General features: G+C 33.6%; 17 protein-coding genes. 15 read left to right on the top strand and 2 right to left on the bottom strand.

Going from position 1 to position 16,536, the window contains the following annotated elements; translation table 11 throughout:
* Positions 1 to 170: 170 nt before the first annotated feature.
* The gene (gene guaA, locus ACFSC2_RS19270) at positions 171 to 1,700 is read right to left on the bottom strand and encodes a glutamine-hydrolyzing GMP synthase (protein WP_179007369.1); all 1,530 of its coding nucleotides are present in this window, start codon (positions 1,698 to 1,700) and stop codon (positions 171 to 173) included.
* Positions 1,701 to 1,987: 287 nt separating this feature from the next.
* Here guaA and ACFSC2_RS19265 point away from each other — a divergent pair, with 287 nt between their 5' ends.
* Positions 1,988 to 2,515 (top strand): hypothetical protein, encoded by a 528-nt coding sequence (locus tag ACFSC2_RS19265; protein WP_379813925.1) that lies wholly within the window; start codon positions 1,988 to 1,990, stop codon positions 2,513 to 2,515.
* A gap of 91 nt (positions 2,516 to 2,606) precedes the next feature.
* Here the strand turns inward: ACFSC2_RS19265 and ACFSC2_RS19260 are convergent, their stop codons facing one another.
* A complete protein-coding gene (locus ACFSC2_RS19260) occupies positions 2,607 to 3,344 on the bottom strand; it encodes a hypothetical protein (RefSeq protein WP_379813926.1) in 738 nt (245 codons plus the stop codon).
* Between the two features lie 287 nt (positions 3,345 to 3,631).
* Between ACFSC2_RS19260 and ACFSC2_RS19255 the strand changes: the two genes are divergently transcribed.
* The 14 genes from ACFSC2_RS19255 (at position 3,632) to ACFSC2_RS19190 (ending at position 16,527) form a co-directional block, all read left to right on the top strand.
* The gene (locus tag ACFSC2_RS19255) at positions 3,632 to 4,555 is read left to right on the top strand and encodes a DnaJ C-terminal domain-containing protein (protein ID WP_379813927.1); all 924 of its coding nucleotides are present in this window, start codon (positions 3,632 to 3,634) and stop codon (positions 4,553 to 4,555) included.
* Complete coding sequence (locus ACFSC2_RS19250) at positions 4,545 to 4,850, top strand: chaperone modulator CbpM (protein ID WP_379813929.1); 306 nt, start codon at positions 4,545 to 4,547, stop codon at positions 4,848 to 4,850. Before ACFSC2_RS19255 ends, ACFSC2_RS19250 begins: the two co-directional genes overlap by 11 nt.
* A 150-nt stretch (positions 4,851 to 5,000) precedes the next feature.
* Entirely contained in the window at positions 5,001 to 5,384 is a 384-nt protein-coding gene (locus ACFSC2_RS19245; protein ID WP_379813930.1) for a RidA family protein, read from the top strand.
* Positions 5,385 to 5,535: 151 nt separating this feature from the next.
* Positions 5,536 to 6,783 (top strand): voltage-gated chloride channel family protein, encoded by a 1,248-nt coding sequence (locus ACFSC2_RS19240; RefSeq protein WP_379813931.1) that lies wholly within the window; start codon positions 5,536 to 5,538, stop codon positions 6,781 to 6,783.
* A 157-nt stretch (positions 6,784 to 6,940) separates the two neighbouring features.
* On the top strand, positions 6,941 to 7,945 hold the full coding sequence (locus ACFSC2_RS19235; RefSeq protein ID WP_379813932.1) for a DHH family phosphoesterase: 1,005 nt from the start codon (positions 6,941 to 6,943) through the stop codon (positions 7,943 to 7,945).
* A 4-nt stretch (positions 7,946 to 7,949) separates the two neighbouring features.
* On the top strand, positions 7,950 to 8,633 hold the full coding sequence (gene gldI, locus ACFSC2_RS19230) for a gliding motility-associated peptidyl-prolyl isomerase GldI (RefSeq protein ID WP_379813934.1): 684 nt from the start codon (positions 7,950 to 7,952) through the stop codon (positions 8,631 to 8,633).
* A 13-nt stretch (positions 8,634 to 8,646) separates the two neighbouring features.
* On the top strand, positions 8,647 to 9,723 hold the full coding sequence (locus ACFSC2_RS19225; protein ID WP_379813935.1) for a peptidylprolyl isomerase: 1,077 nt from the start codon (positions 8,647 to 8,649) through the stop codon (positions 9,721 to 9,723).
* Between the two features lie 36 nt (positions 9,724 to 9,759).
* Positions 9,760 to 10,890 (top strand): peptidylprolyl isomerase, encoded by a 1,131-nt coding sequence (locus ACFSC2_RS19220; RefSeq protein WP_379813936.1) that lies wholly within the window; start codon positions 9,760 to 9,762, stop codon positions 10,888 to 10,890.
* Between the two features lie 195 nt (positions 10,891 to 11,085).
* On the top strand, positions 11,086 to 11,988 hold the full coding sequence (locus tag ACFSC2_RS19215) for an EamA family transporter (protein WP_379813937.1): 903 nt from the start codon (positions 11,086 to 11,088) through the stop codon (positions 11,986 to 11,988).
* A gap of 85 nt (positions 11,989 to 12,073) precedes the next feature.
* Positions 12,074 to 12,430, top strand: a complete 357-nt coding sequence (locus ACFSC2_RS19210) for a DoxX family protein (RefSeq protein ID WP_379813938.1) — start codon at positions 12,074 to 12,076, stop codon at positions 12,428 to 12,430.
* A gap of 25 nt (positions 12,431 to 12,455) precedes the next feature.
* The gene (aqpZ, locus tag ACFSC2_RS19205; protein WP_379813940.1) at positions 12,456 to 13,169 is read left to right on the top strand and encodes an aquaporin Z; all 714 of its coding nucleotides are present in this window, start codon (positions 12,456 to 12,458) and stop codon (positions 13,167 to 13,169) included.
* Positions 13,170 to 13,343: 174 nt separating this feature from the next.
* Complete coding sequence (locus ACFSC2_RS19200; protein ID WP_379813941.1) at positions 13,344 to 14,180, top strand: sterol desaturase family protein; 837 nt, start codon at positions 13,344 to 13,346, stop codon at positions 14,178 to 14,180.
* A gap of 112 nt (positions 14,181 to 14,292) precedes the next feature.
* The gene (locus tag ACFSC2_RS19195) at positions 14,293 to 14,571 is read left to right on the top strand and encodes a DUF2805 domain-containing protein (RefSeq protein WP_379813942.1); all 279 of its coding nucleotides are present in this window, start codon (positions 14,293 to 14,295) and stop codon (positions 14,569 to 14,571) included.
* A 99-nt stretch (positions 14,572 to 14,670) separates the two neighbouring features.
* Positions 14,671 to 16,527, top strand: coding sequence for a M61 family metallopeptidase (locus tag ACFSC2_RS19190; protein ID WP_379813943.1), 1,857 nt, complete (start codon positions 14,671 to 14,673; stop codon positions 16,525 to 16,527).
* Positions 16,528 to 16,536 lie beyond the last annotated feature (9 nt).

The following is a 16,536-nucleotide window of genomic DNA, read 5'->3' as shown; positions in this document are numbered from 1 at the left end:
AAATGTAACTTAATTTTAAAAATGACACTATTCTTACTTATATGTTTGTTACAACTTGGAACATTAAAAATTTCACTTTATAGTGTTATGGTGTATTTCTATCATTCATAAACAAAAAAATGCCCATAAAAATATGGGCATTTTTGGTATATTTCAAAGGATAATTAAAATTATTCCCACTCAATTGTTGCTGGTGGTTTTGAACTAATATCGTAAACTACACGATTTACCCCTTTTACTTTATTGATGATATCATTAGAAACTTTCATCAAGAAATCATATGGTAAGTGAACCCAGTCAGCAGTCATACCGTCTGTAGATTCTACGGCTCTAAGCGCTACCACTTTTTCGTACGTACGCTCGTCACCCATTACACCAACACTGTTTACAGGAAGCAAAATTGCTCCAGCCTGCCAAACTTTATCGTATAATCCCCAAGATTTTAATCCTTCGATGAAAACAGAATCTACGTCTTGTAAAATCTGAACTTTCTCCGGCGTAATGTCTCCTAAAATCCTGATTGATAATCCTGGTCCCGGGAAAGGATGTCTTCCTAACAATTCTGGATCTATTCCTAAAGTAGCCCCAACTCGTCTTACTTCGTCTTTGAAAAGCATTCTAAGCGGTTCTACAATTTTTAATTTCATATAATCTGGCAATCCACCAACGTTATGGTGTGATTTAATTGTAGCAGAAGGTCCTTTTACAGAAACAGACTCAATTACGTCTGGATAAATAGTTCCTTGTGCCAACCATTTTACGTCTTCTAAAAGGTGCGATTCATCATCAAAAACTTCGATAAATACACGCCCGATAGTTTTACGTTTTGTTTCAGGATCACTGATTCCAGCTAATTCGCCAAGGAAACGATCTCCAGCATCTACACCCTTTACGTTTAATCCCATTCCTTTGTACTGATCTAATACATTTTGGAACTCGTTTTTACGTAAAAGTCCGTTATTAACGAAGATGCAATATAAATTTTGTCCGATTGCTTTGTTTAATAAAACTGCTGCTACAGTAGAATCTACTCCTCCAGAAAGACCAAGGACTACTTTATCGTTTCCTAGTTTTTCTTTTAATTCTGCTACCATTTCGTCAACGAAAGCATTTGGAGTAAAGTTTTGAGGAACTTCTGCAATTTTTACTAAGAAATTCTCCAACATCTTTTTTCCGTCTGTTGAATGGTAAACTTCTGGATGGTATTGGATTGCATAAGTAGTTTCGCCTTCAATTTTGTAAGCTGCATATTCTACATCATGTGTACTTGCTAATTTTACAGCATTTGTTGGCAAAGCTTTGATACTGTCACTGTGAGACATCCAAACTTGGCTGTTTTCTGAAACTCCATCAAAGAAAGTTTCACCTTCTTTAATATAAGATAAATTTGCTCTACCGTATTCTCTTGTGTTTGAAGCAGCAACTTCTCCACCGCTAAAGTGTGCTAAATATTGTGCTCCGTAACAAACAGCAAGTAAAGGCATTTTACCTCTGATTTGCGATAAATCAGGATGCGGTGCGTCTTCTCCACGAACAGAGAAAGGGCTTCCTCCTAAAATTACGGCTTTATAACTTGATAAATCACTTGGAATGTGATTGTAAGGAAAAATTTCGCAGAATATATTTAATTCGCGAACTCTACGCGCAATAAGCTGAGTATATTGCGATCCGAAATCTAAAATAAGTACGTTGTGTTGCATGCGCAAAAGTACTTTTTATATTTTAAAATGAAAAATCGGAAATAGAAAAAAAATATTTTTTTTCTATTTCCGATTTTTAGGCACAAAGGTACTGAGTTACAAAGGTTCAAAGGTTTTAAAAACTTTGTCACTTTGAGCCTTTGCAACTTTGTACCTAAAAAACAAAAACCATTTTCTGGAAAACTTCGTAATTAGAGAAAACAAATTTAAATTAACCCTAAAAGTCTAAGTTTCATTTTTCACTCTGTACATTTGAACCTTTGTAACTTTGCAACTATTAAAAAACTATGAAATCAAAATTAATTGCCCTTACGATGTTTTTGTCGCTGTTTTTAACTTCATGCGATGCTGTTGATGATCTGTTGTCTTTTACTATTTCGAATAATGCTTCGATCAAAATTAAAAGTACATCACCAATCAATCTTCCTGCAGAGATTATTACACCTGAAGTAACTACAAATTCTTCTTCTGAATTTGAAAATAACAAAACAAAGGCTAGTCTGGTAAAAGATGTGAAAATCAGATCGCTAAAATTGTCTATTTCTGATCCTTCTGATAAAACTTTTACGTTTTTAAAATCAATTCATTTGTATATTTCTACCACAGATTCTAATGAAATCGAATTGGCTTATCAAGACAATATCAATTCAACTTCAAACTCTATTGATTTGATTTGTACGGATAAAAAACTGGATGAATATATTAAAGCGAATAGTTATAAAATTAGAACTAAAGTAACTTTAAAAGAAACTTTGACTAAAGATGTTACTGTAAAAGCTGATATGAAGTTTAAGGTTACTGCGGATCCGTTTTAATCTGAGGTACAAAGGCTCAAAGTGACAAAGGTTCAAAGGTTAAGTATGAAACTTATGCCTTTGAACCTTTGTTATTTTTATTTTCTTAAAATTACTTTTTGGGCTTTGTAAGAAGTTTATTTTCTTTTATGATTACAAATTTTGCTTTAAATCCTGTATCCAAGTTATTCCAATAATCAGACAAAATATGATTCCCTTCAGCATCAAAAATTTCAAATCCTCCCGTATTTCCTCCTAACGTACCAATATTAAGTGCTTCAATAGCTAATGTATTAAAACCTTCTTTAAAAGTTATTTTGAATTGCTGGTTACCAGCTTGTAGCAACATTTTCTCCACTACAACATAATCATTAAAAACCGCTTTAATCAAATCTCCATCAATCGCTCCAGCATCGCGACACTTTATAATAAAATATGCTGAGCTTGTGTAAATATTGCCAAACTCTAAATTTTTCCTAACCAGAGGCCCTCTACCTTCTTTTAAACCAGCATCTTTTAAATCTCTATCCAAATCCTTCTCCATTTTATCAACATAACGATCGCCTGGATTGGCAAAATCGGTTTCGGTAGACATGGTGAATTTACTCTTCTCTTCTCCAATTTGTAATTGAGACTTTGGAGTTATGCTCTTATTTTCAAATACATTTGGTGTTTTTATACTCGGAATATCCAAATTTTCTGCTTGTGGATCTTTGACTTCTGGAATTGGTGTTTTTTTAGGTTTTACACCAAACTTTGGAGCAGGAATAGGTTTGTATTTTCCGCCTATCTCTTGCGCGGAAACTGACATTGCTGTAAGTAATACTATGAAAAATAAAATCTGCTTCATTAAAATAAGGATTATTGGATCGGCTTTTATAACTAATTATTAGGCTCAATTATCAAGTATCACAAAAATACTATAATTTCATTACGCCGAACAGCTTTATGAGTTTTATAACATTAAATTATGGTAATTTTTGGAATCAAAAAACCTGCCAAAATATAGTTTTTCAGCGAAAAATAAATCTCAGGTTTTTAATTTGAAATTCGACAAAGCGATTAATATCATTTTGAAAATTAGCAGATTATTCTTAACTTCAATACTTTATTTTACGATTTAAAAATCATCATAAAATGGATTATATTGATTATTACAAAGTATTAGATGTTACAAAATCTGCAACCGAAGCAGACATCAAAAAAGCATATCGAAAGCTGGCAAGAAAATACCATCCCGATCTGAATCCGAATGATAAAGAGGCAGAAAAAAAGTTTAAGGAAATCAATGAAGCGAACGAAGTTTTAAGTAATCCAGAAAATCGAAAAAAATACGATAAATACGGAAAAGACTGGAAACATGCAGACGAATTTGAAAAAGCGGGTTACGATCCGAATCAACAGCAAAGCAGACAACAGAGCAGTTCTCAGTATTCCGGCGGCGATTTCTCTGGTTTTGGAGGTGATTTCTCTGGAAGCGATTTTTCTGATTTTTTCAATTCCATGTATGGCGGAGGAAGAAGCCGAACGCAGTCAAAATATAGAGGACAGGATTTTAATGCAGAATTGCAATTGGATCTTGCAGGAGCATATACAACCCACAAACAAAACTTAACGGTAAACGGAAAAAACATCAGAATTACAATTCCGGCCGGAGTTGAAAACGGACAGGTGATTAAAATTCCGAATCACGGCGCGCCCGGCGCAAACGGCGGTCCGAACGGCGATTTGTATATTACTTTTACTATTGCTAACAATTCTGATTTTAAGCGAGAAGGAAATAATTTGTATGCCGATGCACCGCTGGATTTGTACACTGCAATACTGGGAGGCGAAACGTATATTACTACTTTTGACGGAAAAGTAAAAATCAAAGTTGCACCCGAAACACAGCCGGGAACTAAAGTCAAATTAAAAGGAAAAGGTTTTCCCGTTTACAAAAAAGAGAATCAGTTTGGTGATTTATACATAACGTATACTATAAAACTTCCAACCAATTTGTCTGAAAAAGAGAAAGAATTATTTGAAAAACTGGCAAAACTTAGAAATCATGAAAAATAAAAATTTAATCCAGATCAAACAGTTTTGTATTTATCACGAAATTGAAAATACTTTTATAACCGAGCTTAATAACTACGGTTTGATACAGATTATAGTAGAAGAAAATGATGAATTTCTAGAGCCAGAACAACTTCCTACTGTCGAAAAAATGATTCGTATGCATTATGATCTTAAAATCAACTTAGAAGGAATTGATGCTATTACTCATTTATTAAACAAAATAGAAAGTTTGCAGCAAAATCTAAAAACTGTTCAAAACAAACTTCGTTTGTATGAAGAGAATCAGACCGAGTAATTTTCATGAAAATAATTTAACAAAAAAGCTTGATTTTCGATATGATTTCAGGCTTTATCTGTTTCTGTTCCTAATCATTATTCTTAAATTGCGACAACTTTAATTAACCTGAATTTGCTATAAAACCGACAAATTCAAAAAACAAAAAAAATGAAAAGAGAAAACATTTTAAGCGGTTCTCCGTGGGAAGATAAAATGGGATACTGTCGTGCAGTAAGAATTGGCAATATTGTCGAAGTTTCTGGAACTGTTGCTATTGTTGACGGCGAAAAAGTAAAAGCAGATGACGCTTATGCACAAACGTATAACATTTTGGAGCGTGTTGAAAAAGTGCTGGAAGATTTAAATGTAAGCATGAAGGATGTTATAAGAACACGAATTTTCACTACCAATGTTGACACTTTTGAAGAGGTTGCTAGAGCGCATTCTTCATTTTTTAAAGATATAAAACCAACTACTGGTTTTTATGAAATCAGTAAACTGGTTGCGCCAGAATACTTGGTTGAAATCGAATTTACTGCTGTAGTTCAGTAATTTTTTTATGGCCACAAATTTCACTAATTTGCACTATTTCATTTTTTTTCCACTCCCGATAGCTATCGGGATAAAAGATTAAAAATGATTTTTTCCTTTAATTCGTGAAAATTGGCGAAATTCGTGGCTAAATTTTTTACTTATTAATGCCTTGCAAAATCCGAAACAATTACTTCTTGATATTCCGAAATGGATTTTTATTTGTGCTATAATCGGCATTTTATCAGGATCTGCTTCCGCATTTTTCTTAGTTTCTTTAGAATGGGTTACACAAATCAGACTTCATAATAATTGGATAATCTGGCTTTTGCCTTTCGGCGGATTATTAGTTGGTTTGAGTTATTATTACTGGGGAGAATCTGTTGTAAAAGGTAATAATCTGCTTCTTGAAGAATACGAAAATCCAAAGAAAGTGATTCCGTTTAAAATGGCGCCTTTGGTGCTTTTCGGTACTTTGATTACGCATTTATTTGGAGGTTCTGCTGGTCGAGAAGGAACTGCCGTACAAATGGGGGGTGCAATTGCCGATCAATTTACCAAAATCTTTAATCTCGATAATTCAGAACGCAAAATCTTAATCATTCTTGGAATTAGTGCCGGATTTGCTTCTGTTTTCGGAACACCTTTGGCAGGTGCTGTTTTTGCATTAGAAGTTTTATTTTTTAGTAAAATCAATTTTAAAAGCATTATCCTTTCTTTCCTAACTGCTTATGCGGCATATTTTACAGTCGAAATTTGGAATGTAACACACACACATTACAGTATTCCTTTTGTGCCCGAAATTAGTATTCAAACTATTTCTTATGTGGCAATTGCTAGTATTTTGTTCGGTTTTGCCGCTTTACTTTTTTCGCGAAGTACTCATTTTTGGGGACATCTTTTTTCGAACATCACATATCCTCCTTTACGTCCTTTTATCGGCGGTATTGTTTTAGCCGGAGCTTTCATTTTTCTAAATTTAACTAAATTCTATGGTTTAGGAGTTCCTGTCATTGTTGATTCATTTTCTAATCAAAGCGAATGGTATGATTTTCTTCTAAAAATTCTTTTTACAGGATTCACGTTAGGCGCTGGTTTTAAAGGAGGTGAAGTAACTCCCCTATTTTTTGTCGGAGCAACATTAGGAAGCGCATTGTCAACAATAATTCCACTTCCAGTTGCATTTTTGGCAGGACTTGGTTTTGTTGCTGTTTTCTCAGGCGCGACACACACTCCTATTGCCTGCACGCTTATGGGAATGGAATTATTCGGAATAACATCAGGAATTTTTATTGCGATTGCCTGCATAATTGCCTATTTTTCATCTGGTTCTGTCGGAATATACAAATCACAGATTGTAAAAGGGCCGAAATACAAACTTTATCAGAAATTACACAAAAAAGAACTTCAAAATTTATAATAAAATTTTCAAAACAAATCCAATCTAAGAAATTCAAAATTCCAAAATTTGAGTAAAATCAAATACTGAAGACGAAAAAAACAGAAGACTGTTCACTAAATACTGAATCCAAAAATTATTTTCAGCATTACATTAAAAAAATGTAAATTCGCACACTATGAAAATACAAGACATTCAAGCGATTCAGTTATTACTCGCTGCCCCAAAAAAAATTGTCATCATTCCCCACAGAGGACCAGATGGAGATGCTATGGGTTCTACATTAGGCTTATACCATTTTTTAATTAAAAATAACCATCAGGCAACTGTCATTGCGCCTAATGATTTTCCTAATTTTTTAGCTTGGCTTCCTGGATCTGAAACTGTAAAAATATTCGAAAAAGATACTCAAAACTGTACGAAACTGTTAGAAGAAGCTGAATTAATATTTACGCTCGACTTTAATGCTTTTCATCGCACAGGCGAAATGGAACATACATTAGCCAAACTTACGGCTCCGTTTATCATGATCGACCATCACCAAAAGCCGGATGATTATGCAGCTTATACGTATTCTGACACTTCTTTTGGTTCAACCTGCGAAATGGTTTACAACTTTATCGACTTTTTAGGCAAGAGGACAGATATTGACAAAACCATTGCAACTTGTATTTACACTGGAATTTTAACCGATTCGGGTTCGTTTCGTTTTCCAGGAACAACAGGAAATACACACCGAATTATCGGCGAATTAATTGATTTAGGTGTAGAAAATACCGAAATTCCGGTCCTATTATTCGACAATAGTTCTTTCAGCAGATTACAGCTTTTAGGGCGTGCTTTACAAAACATGAAAATTTTTGAAGAGCATAAAACGTCTTATATGACGTTAACACAAGAAGAGTTAGATTCTTTTAATTACGAAAAAGGCGATACAGAAGGAATTGTAAATTATGGTTTAAGTATAAAAGGAATATTTTTTACAGCTATATTTATTGAAAACAAAGACGAAGGAATTATTAAAATTTCGTTCCGTTCTCAAGGCGGTTTTGATGTTAATCAATTTGCTAGAGATCATTTTAATGGAGGCGGTCACAGTAACGCAGCCGGCGGTAGATCTGAAGCCACAATGGAAGAAACAGTGAAAAAATTTGAAGATTTAGTAACCACACTAAAAATATAATCCCATGAAAAACAATTTAAAACTTAGCATATCCATGCTTCTTTTTACCGTTTTATTGGTTAGCTGCAAGCATCATGAAGAAGCAAGACAGCCAATAAAAAGAACGTCGGGAACCTTCATGAAAAAATCGGCCGATCGTAACAAAAAGTTAGTCGCAAACGAAGAAGAGGTTATCAAAAAAATCATCAAGAACAATCCGAAGGTAAAATATTATGCCACTCCAAAAGGATATTGGTTTTGTTACGAAGAAAAAAATACTGCCGAAACTGCCGCGCCTAGAAGGGGAGATATTGCTTATTACAACTTAGAAGTTAAAGATATCTCAGGAAATATAATTTATTCTGAAGCCGATCTTGGACCACAGACCTACTATGTTGACAAGCAAGATATCATGATGGGACTTCGTGACGGAATTAAAAGAATGCATAAAAACGAAACCGTTACTTTCTTATTTCCTTCTCATATCGCTTACGGTTATCATGGCGACAATAAAAAAATTGGTCCTAATCAATCTTTGATTTGTACTGTTACACTTCGAAATTTTGTACCAGATCCAGCAGGACAAACTGCTGCTCCGGCAAATACTGCACCAGGACAGAATTCGACGACAGCACCTAAGCCAGCAACACCAAAACCAGCTGCCGCGAAACCAGTTTCTACAACTAAAAAAGACACATTAACTCCATAAAAAACATCTTAAAATGAAAAAGATTATTTTATTATTATTAATTGCCATCAGCTCGTTTTATTCTTGTAAAGATGAACACAGTAATCTGCCAGATGGTTTATATGCCGATATAGAAACAAACAAAGGACATATTATTGTTGAGCTGGATTATAAAAAAGCACCTATTACAGTTGCCAATTTTGTGACTTTAGCCGAAGGTAAAAACGAATTCGTAACACACGAAAATCTTAAAAACAAACCTTTCTTTAATGGTTTAAAATTTCATAGAGTTATCGAGAATTTCATGATTCAAACTGGAGATCCGCTTGGAACAGGTTCTGGAGATACAGGTTATAAATTTAAAGATGAATTCTCAGATTTAAAATTTGACAAAGCTGGAGTTTTAGCAATGGCAAATAATGGACCTGGAACAAACAGCAGCCAATTTTTTATTACTCATGTTGAAACACCTTGGTTAGAAGGGAAACATACTATTTTTGGTCATGTCGTTGATGCAAAAACGCAAGAAGTAGTAAACAAAGTAATTCAGGGAGATAATATTGTTTCTGTAAACATTATCAGAAATGGTGAAGCTGCTAAAAAGTTTGATGCAGTAAAAGTATTCCATGATTATTTTGCTGAAATTGCTAAAGAACAAAGCAAATATGCTGTTGTTCAAAAAGAAAAAGTAGCTTATTATGCTGCAGAAAAAGCAAAAGCTACTAAAACTACAAGTGGTTTAGAGTTTGTTGTTACACAAAAAGGCGGAGGCAAAAAACCTGCGGCAGGAACACAAGTATATATTCACTATGCTGGATTTTTAGAAGACGGAACTTTGTTTGATACAAGTTTAGAAGATGTAGCAAGACAGTTCGGAAAATTTGATCAGCAGCGAGCAGATGCGAAAGCATATTCTCCAATTCCTTTTACTGCTGGTAAAAAAGACGGATTGATTCCTGGTTTTATTGAAGGAATCGAACAGCTTTCTTTTGGAGATAAAGCAATTCTTTTTATCCCTTCTCATTTAGCATACGGAGCAACTGGCGCTGGAGGAGTAATCCCGCCAAATGCTAATATTATTTTCGAAATTCAATTATTAGAAAAACCATAATTACAAGATTAATCACAGACTTAAATTTAAATCGCAATGAAGTTTAAATTTCTTTTTTTATTCTGCTTGGCAGTAGTAAATATTCAGGCACAGACAAAAAAACCTGCGGCTAAACCTGCAGCAAAAACTACAGCGGCAAAACCTGCTGTAAGCACAGACCCGAACGATGGTATTTTTGCAACAATTTCTACCACAAAAGGAGATATAGTTGTTTCTCTAGAATACGTTAAAGCTCCCGTAACGGTAGCGAACTTTATCAGTTTAGCAGAAGGTACAAATCCTAATGTAAAAGCGTCACTTAAGGGAAAACCATTTTATAACGGATTAAAATTCCACAGAGTTATTAATGATTTTATGATTCAGGGTGGGGATCCGGACGGAAACGGTACTGGAGGTCCAGGATATTCTTTTAAAGATGAATTCGTAGATGATTTAAAATTTGAAAAAGGCGGTGTTTTAGCAATGGCCAATTCTGGTCCGGCAACAAACGGAAGCCAGTTTTTTATTACTCATAAAGATACTCCGTGGTTAAACGGAAAACATACTATTTTTGGTCATGTAGTTTCAGGAATGGACAACGTTAATAAGATTGTTCAGGACGATGTAATGACAAAAATCGTAATTACCCGCAAAGGCGCTGCTGCAAAGAAATTTGATGCTTTAAAAGTTTTAAGCGATGATGTAAAAAAAGAAGCAGCCAAAAAAGAAGAAGCTAAAAAAGTAGTTACTGCAAAAGCTGCTTACTTTGCTGCAACAAAAGCAAAAGCAACAGCTACAGCTTCAAATTTAAAATATGTAATTACTAAAAAAGGTACTGGTATAAAAGGTGCAGAAGGTTCTACAATTTATTTTCACTACGCTGGATATTTTGAAGACGGAACCCTTTTTGACAGCAGTATGGCAGAGATAGCAAAAACATACGGAAAATATGATGCAAACAGAGATGCGCAAGGCGGTTACAAAGCTTTCCCGTTTACAGTTGGTAAAAAAGATGGTATGATTCCTGGTTTTCTTGAAGCCTTAGATATGATGACAGACGGTGAAAAAGCAATTTTCTTTTTACCATCTAATCTTGCATACGGAGAAAAAGGTGCTGGCGGCGTAATTCCACCAAATGCAACTTTGATTTTTGAAATCGAAACGTATCAAAATCAACCGAATAAATAATTAAGAGCTATTTTCTTTACAATAAAACCATCAAAATTTCATTTTGATGGTTTTTCTTTTTTTATCAAATCCTTAAAATTCAGCATTTAAAACCTTCTCTATTACTAATAAACCAAGGTTTGTATTTATTTTAGATCAAATCTTAAATAAAATAACTTACCTTTGCCGGCTTGAATTTTTTAAAATAAACAAATTATGACGTCGCAAAACAATGTATTAAAAGGTGTATTTCTGGTAGCTTTAGGTGCAACTACTTACGGAATGCTGGCTACTTTTGTCAAAATAGCTTACTCTGAAGGATATACAACCGCAGAAGTTACGACATCACAATTTATTTATGGAATTATGGGTATTCTGCTTATTAATCTTTTTCAAAAAATAAAAAACAAGAATACTGCCGTAAAAGCTACTCCTAAGAACATTTTTAGTTTAATGCTTGCTGGAACTTCTTTAGGAATGACGAGTTTGTTTTACTATTTAGCTGTAAAATACATACCGGTTTCTATCGGAATTGTTTTATTGATGCAGACTGTTTGGATGGGTGTTTTATTAGAAATGATCTTAGAAAAAAAACTTCCTTCAAAACAAAAGGTAATTGCTGTATTTATTGTTCTTTTCGGAACTGTTTTGGCAACTAATATTATTAATAATGACATTAAACTAGACTGGCGCGGTTTGGTTTGGGGTATTTTAGCTGCTGCCTCATTCACAACAACAATGTTTACAGCAAATCGTGTAGCGACCGAAATTTCTTCAGCACAACGAAGTCTTTATATGCTATTGGGCGGCGCAGTAATTGTTTTTTCTTTTGCATTTGCAACACAAGTAACACCATTTAATTTAGAAATTTTCTTAAAATGGGGAATTGTATTGTCATTGTTCGGAACTATTATTCCTCCAATGCTTATGAATATAGGTTTTCCGTTAACGGGAATTGGTTTAGGTAGTATTGTGTCTGCATTAGAATTACCTGTTTCTGTAATGATGGCTTTTGTGCTTTTAAACGAAAAAGTAATCCTTACTCAATGGATCGGAATCGTGCTTATTATTCTGGCTATCATTATCATGAATGTGAATTTCAAATCAAAAAAATCATAGTTTCTAGATTAAATTAAAAAAAGCATCCTTGTAATGCAATAAGTGTTAATTTATTTTATAATTTCGTGATAAATAACTCACTATCATGAATTTACCTTGGCATTTGTATTTAATGGCTTTGTTGTATATTGTTGCTGGGATTAATCATTTTAGAAATCCCAGAATGTATATCAAAATCATTCCTCCTCTATTTAAAAACCCCAAATTAATAAATATTTTAAGCGGTACTGCCGAAATAATTTTAGGCATTTTTCTAACTTTTCCTTTTGCAACTCACATTGCAGCATGGGGAATAATTGCACTATTAGTTGCTATTTTTCCTTCAAATATCTATATGCTTCAAGAAAAAAAGGCAAGTTTTAATTTACCAAAATGGATTTTATTTGTACGTTTGCCCCTACAATTAGTTTTGATTTATTGGGCATATCAATACACATACTAACATTAACCATTAAAATTATTTCATTATGAAAAAATTATTCGCAGAATTTTTCGGGACTTACTGGCTCGTATTTGGAGGTTGCGGAAGTGCATTATTTGCTGCCGGCTATCCTGAGCTTGGAATCGGATTTGCAGGTGTTGCATTAGCATTTGGTTTAACCGTTTTAACGATGGCTTATGCTGTAGGACATATTTCTGGAGGGCATTTTAACCCAGCAGTTTCTTTTGGTTTATGGGCAGGAGGCCGATTTCCAGTCAAAGATTTGATACCGTACATCGTTGTTCAATGTATTGGAGCAATTGCTGCGGCAGGAACTTTGTATACCATTGCTTCTGGAAAAGCGGGTTTTGTAATTGATGCTACAAAAGCGGGAGCATTCGCCTCAAACGGATTTGGAGCTTTTTCTCCAGATGGTTATTCGCTTCAAGCCGCTTTTATCGCTGAGTTTGTACTTACATTATTCTTTTTATTGATCATTTTAGGAAGCACAGATAAATGTGCCAATACCAATTTCTGCGGTATCGCAATTGGTTTAGCATTGACTTTAATTCACTTAATCAGTATTCCGATCACCAATACTTCTGTAAATCCGGCAAGATCATTATCTCAAGCTATTTTTGTTGGAGGAGAACCGCTGTCTCAGGTCTGGCTGTTTTGGGTCGCACCAATTCTAGGCGCAGTCGTAGCTGGATTACTTTACAAGACTTTACTACAGAAAGATGCTTCTGAAGAAGCATAATATTTCAATTATAAAAAAATCATTAAAAGCAGTGAAATTAAATATTTTGCTGCTTTTTCTTTTTTAACACAAAATCAATAAACCAATTAAAATACAATTTCATTAAAAATTTAACAAAATTAAAAACTGTAATTTGTCATTTTAATTAAATTTGAACAAAAAGACAAGTTTATCATGAATGAGATTATTAACTATTTCACTACAATTCCTTCTTCACATAGAAGTTTGATTCTTGTTGGAGGGATTACGCTTTTTTGGGTAATCGAAAATACATTTCCGTTGTTTCAAATGCGATATAAAAAATGGCATCATGCGGGAATAAATTTCTTTTTTACGTTTACTACTATTGTTGTCAATTTTATTTTAGCTTTTATTTTAATTTATACAGCAGATTGGACTGTAAAAAATAATTTTGGTCTCTTACAATGGCTTCCACAAATGCCGCTTTGGCTTTATACCATAATTGGACTGCTTCTTCTTGATTTAATTGGTGCTTATTTGGTGCATTTAGTCGAGCACAAAACCAAATTTTTATGGCGATTTCATCTTATACACCACACAGATATCTGGATTGACACTACAACCGCCAACAGACATCATCCTGGAGAAAGTGTAATTCGGTTTGTTTTTACAACTTTAGGTGTTTTGATTGTTGGAACTCCAATGTGGATGGTTTTCTTATATCAGTCTTTATCTGTTGTGTTTTCGCAATTTAATCACGCTAATATTTCACTGCCCGAAAAACTAGACTGGTATTTAAGCTATTTTATTGTTTCGCCAAATATGCATAAAGTGCATCATCATTATGTTTTACCCTATACAGACAGTAATTACGGAAACATTTTTTCTGTTTGGGACAGAATTTTCGGAACTTTTACTTATCTGCCAAAAGATCAGCTGATATATGGAGTTGATACTCATATGAAGGCTGAAGAACACAATCAGTTACAGAATTTGTTAAAAATTCCGTTTCAAAAATCAAGAAGTGCAAAAAACGATCAAAAACCGTAAAAAAAGTATCCCTGACCGAACCAACTTATTATTTTTTTTTTTAATATTGATACAGAAATTGAAAATCAATCTATTAATAATTAACACCCTATTTTGAATTAATTTTCACGAGATGAAAAAGAGTAACCGCAAAGAATTAACTTGGGAACAAACTGAAAGAGTTGTTTCGTTAGCTTTAGAAGAAAAAAATCCATTTGAAGTAATAAAAAAAGAATTTGGATTGGCAGAAAAAGAAGTTCTGGAAATTATGAAGAAGAAAATGCCTCTTGAAAAGTTTGAGATGTGGAAAAAGAAGGCAATAGCAAATAAACCAAAGCCTAAACCAATCAAGATAGATGATTTTGATGAAGATTTGGATGGAAAATATTATATAAAAAATAAATTTGACTAAAAAATAAAGCTCCTGTTTTGCAGGAGTTTTTTTTATTTCAAAATTAATGTAACTTTATTACATATTGTGAGTCAAATACACATAACTAAACACAAACAAATGAAAAAAATACTTTATACCTTAGCTCTAGCGGTAACCTTTTGGAGCTGTAAAACAGGTAGCGCTGGTTCCGCAAAAAGCAATATTGTAGAAGTAAACATCAATCTAACAGATGTAAAAGATGATAAAGTTTTGGTAACGGTAACTCCTCCTGCTATCAAAACTGACGAAATCATATACAGCATTCCGAAAACAGTTCCGGGAACTTATTCTACGGACAATTACGGAAAATATTCAGAAGATTTTAAAGCTTTTGACGCTAAAGGAAACGCATTAACGGTAAAAAGATTAGACGATAACTCTTGGTCGATTTCGGGTGCAAAAAAATTAAGCAAAATCACTTATTTAGTAAACGATACTTTTGATACTGAAAAAGGAACAGGATTTGGTAATGATGACATTTTCTCGCCAGCAGGAACAAATATCGATGCAGGTAAAAACTTCATGGTAAATACGCATGGTTTTGTGGGTTATTTTCAAGATAAATTAGAAGTTCCATATAAAGTTACTATTACGCATCCTGAAACATTATGGGGAGCAACTTCTATGACAGATGAAGATGCAAGCAAAACTTCGGACGTTTTTACAATTTCTCGTTATGCTATTTTAGTAGAAAACCCGATTATGTATTCTAAACCAGATTACACTACTTTTAATGTAAACGGAATGGATATTTTAATTGCTGTGTACTCTCCTACTGGAAAATTTACTGCAGAAAGTATTACGCCAGAAATGAAAACGATGATGACAGCGCAGAAAAACTTTTTAGGGAAAGTAAATTCTACTAAAAAATACACTGTTTTATTGTACTTATCAAGCATGGCAAAAGATGACGCACATGGTTTTGGAGCTTTAGAGCATCCGACAGCTACAACAGTTGTTTTACCTGAATCTATGCCAAAAGAAAAATTGGTAGAGTCTATGAAAGATGTCGTTTCTCACGAATTCTTCCATATTGTTACGCCATTGACAATTCACTCAAAAGAAATTCAATATTTTGATTACAATGCACCAAAAATGTCTGAGCATTTATGGATGTATGAAGGTGTTACAGAATATTTCGCTAATCTTTTCCAAATCAATCAAGGTTTAATTGATGAAGCTGAATTTTACACTCGTATCGCAGATAAAATTGAGCAGGCAAAAGGTTTAAACGATACGATGTCATTTACTTTGATGAGTAAAAATGTTTTGGAACAGCCATACAAAGATCAATACTTAAATGTATATCAAAAAGGTGCTTTGATCGGAATGTGTATTGATATCATTATTAGAGAAAAAAGCAATGGAGAAAGAGGAATTCTTGATTTAATGCATAAATTATCTAACGAATATGGTGTTGAAAAACCATTTAATGATAGCGAGCTTTTCGCAAAAATCACTTCTTTAACTTATCCTGAAGTAGGCGAATTCCTGAACAAATATGTGGCAGGAACTACTCCTATTCCTTACGATTTTTATTTGGCTAAAGTTGGAGTAACAAAAGCTACTGAGAAAAAAGCTGGAAACCCTTTCATTAAAGGACAAACTCCATTTATCACAGTTGATAAAGCAACTAAAGAAATTGCTGTACGTCCTGATTCAGAATCAATTGAATTCTATAAAAATCTGAATTTAAAAGGCGGAGATAAAATTTTAGCAGTAAACAATAAATCTTATAATCTTGATAATATTTACGATTTGGTTACTGAAAGTGAAAATTGGAAAGAAAATGATCCGATTACATTAAAAGTAAAACGTGGTGGTAAAGAGGAAACCATTAAAGGAACTGTAAAATTACCTTATGAACAAGCTGAAACTTTTAAAGCAACCGATGCTTCAAAAGAGAAACTTAAAAATGCATGGTTAAAAGGATAATTGCTTTTA

It is taken from the genome of Flavobacterium artemisiae (assembly GCF_042678225.1).
In the GTDB taxonomy this organism is placed as follows: Bacteria; Bacteroidota; Bacteroidia; order Flavobacteriales; family Flavobacteriaceae; genus Flavobacterium; species Flavobacterium artemisiae.
Note: the sequence above shows the minus strand (reverse complement) of the source record. Positions and strands in the feature narration are given on the sequence as shown.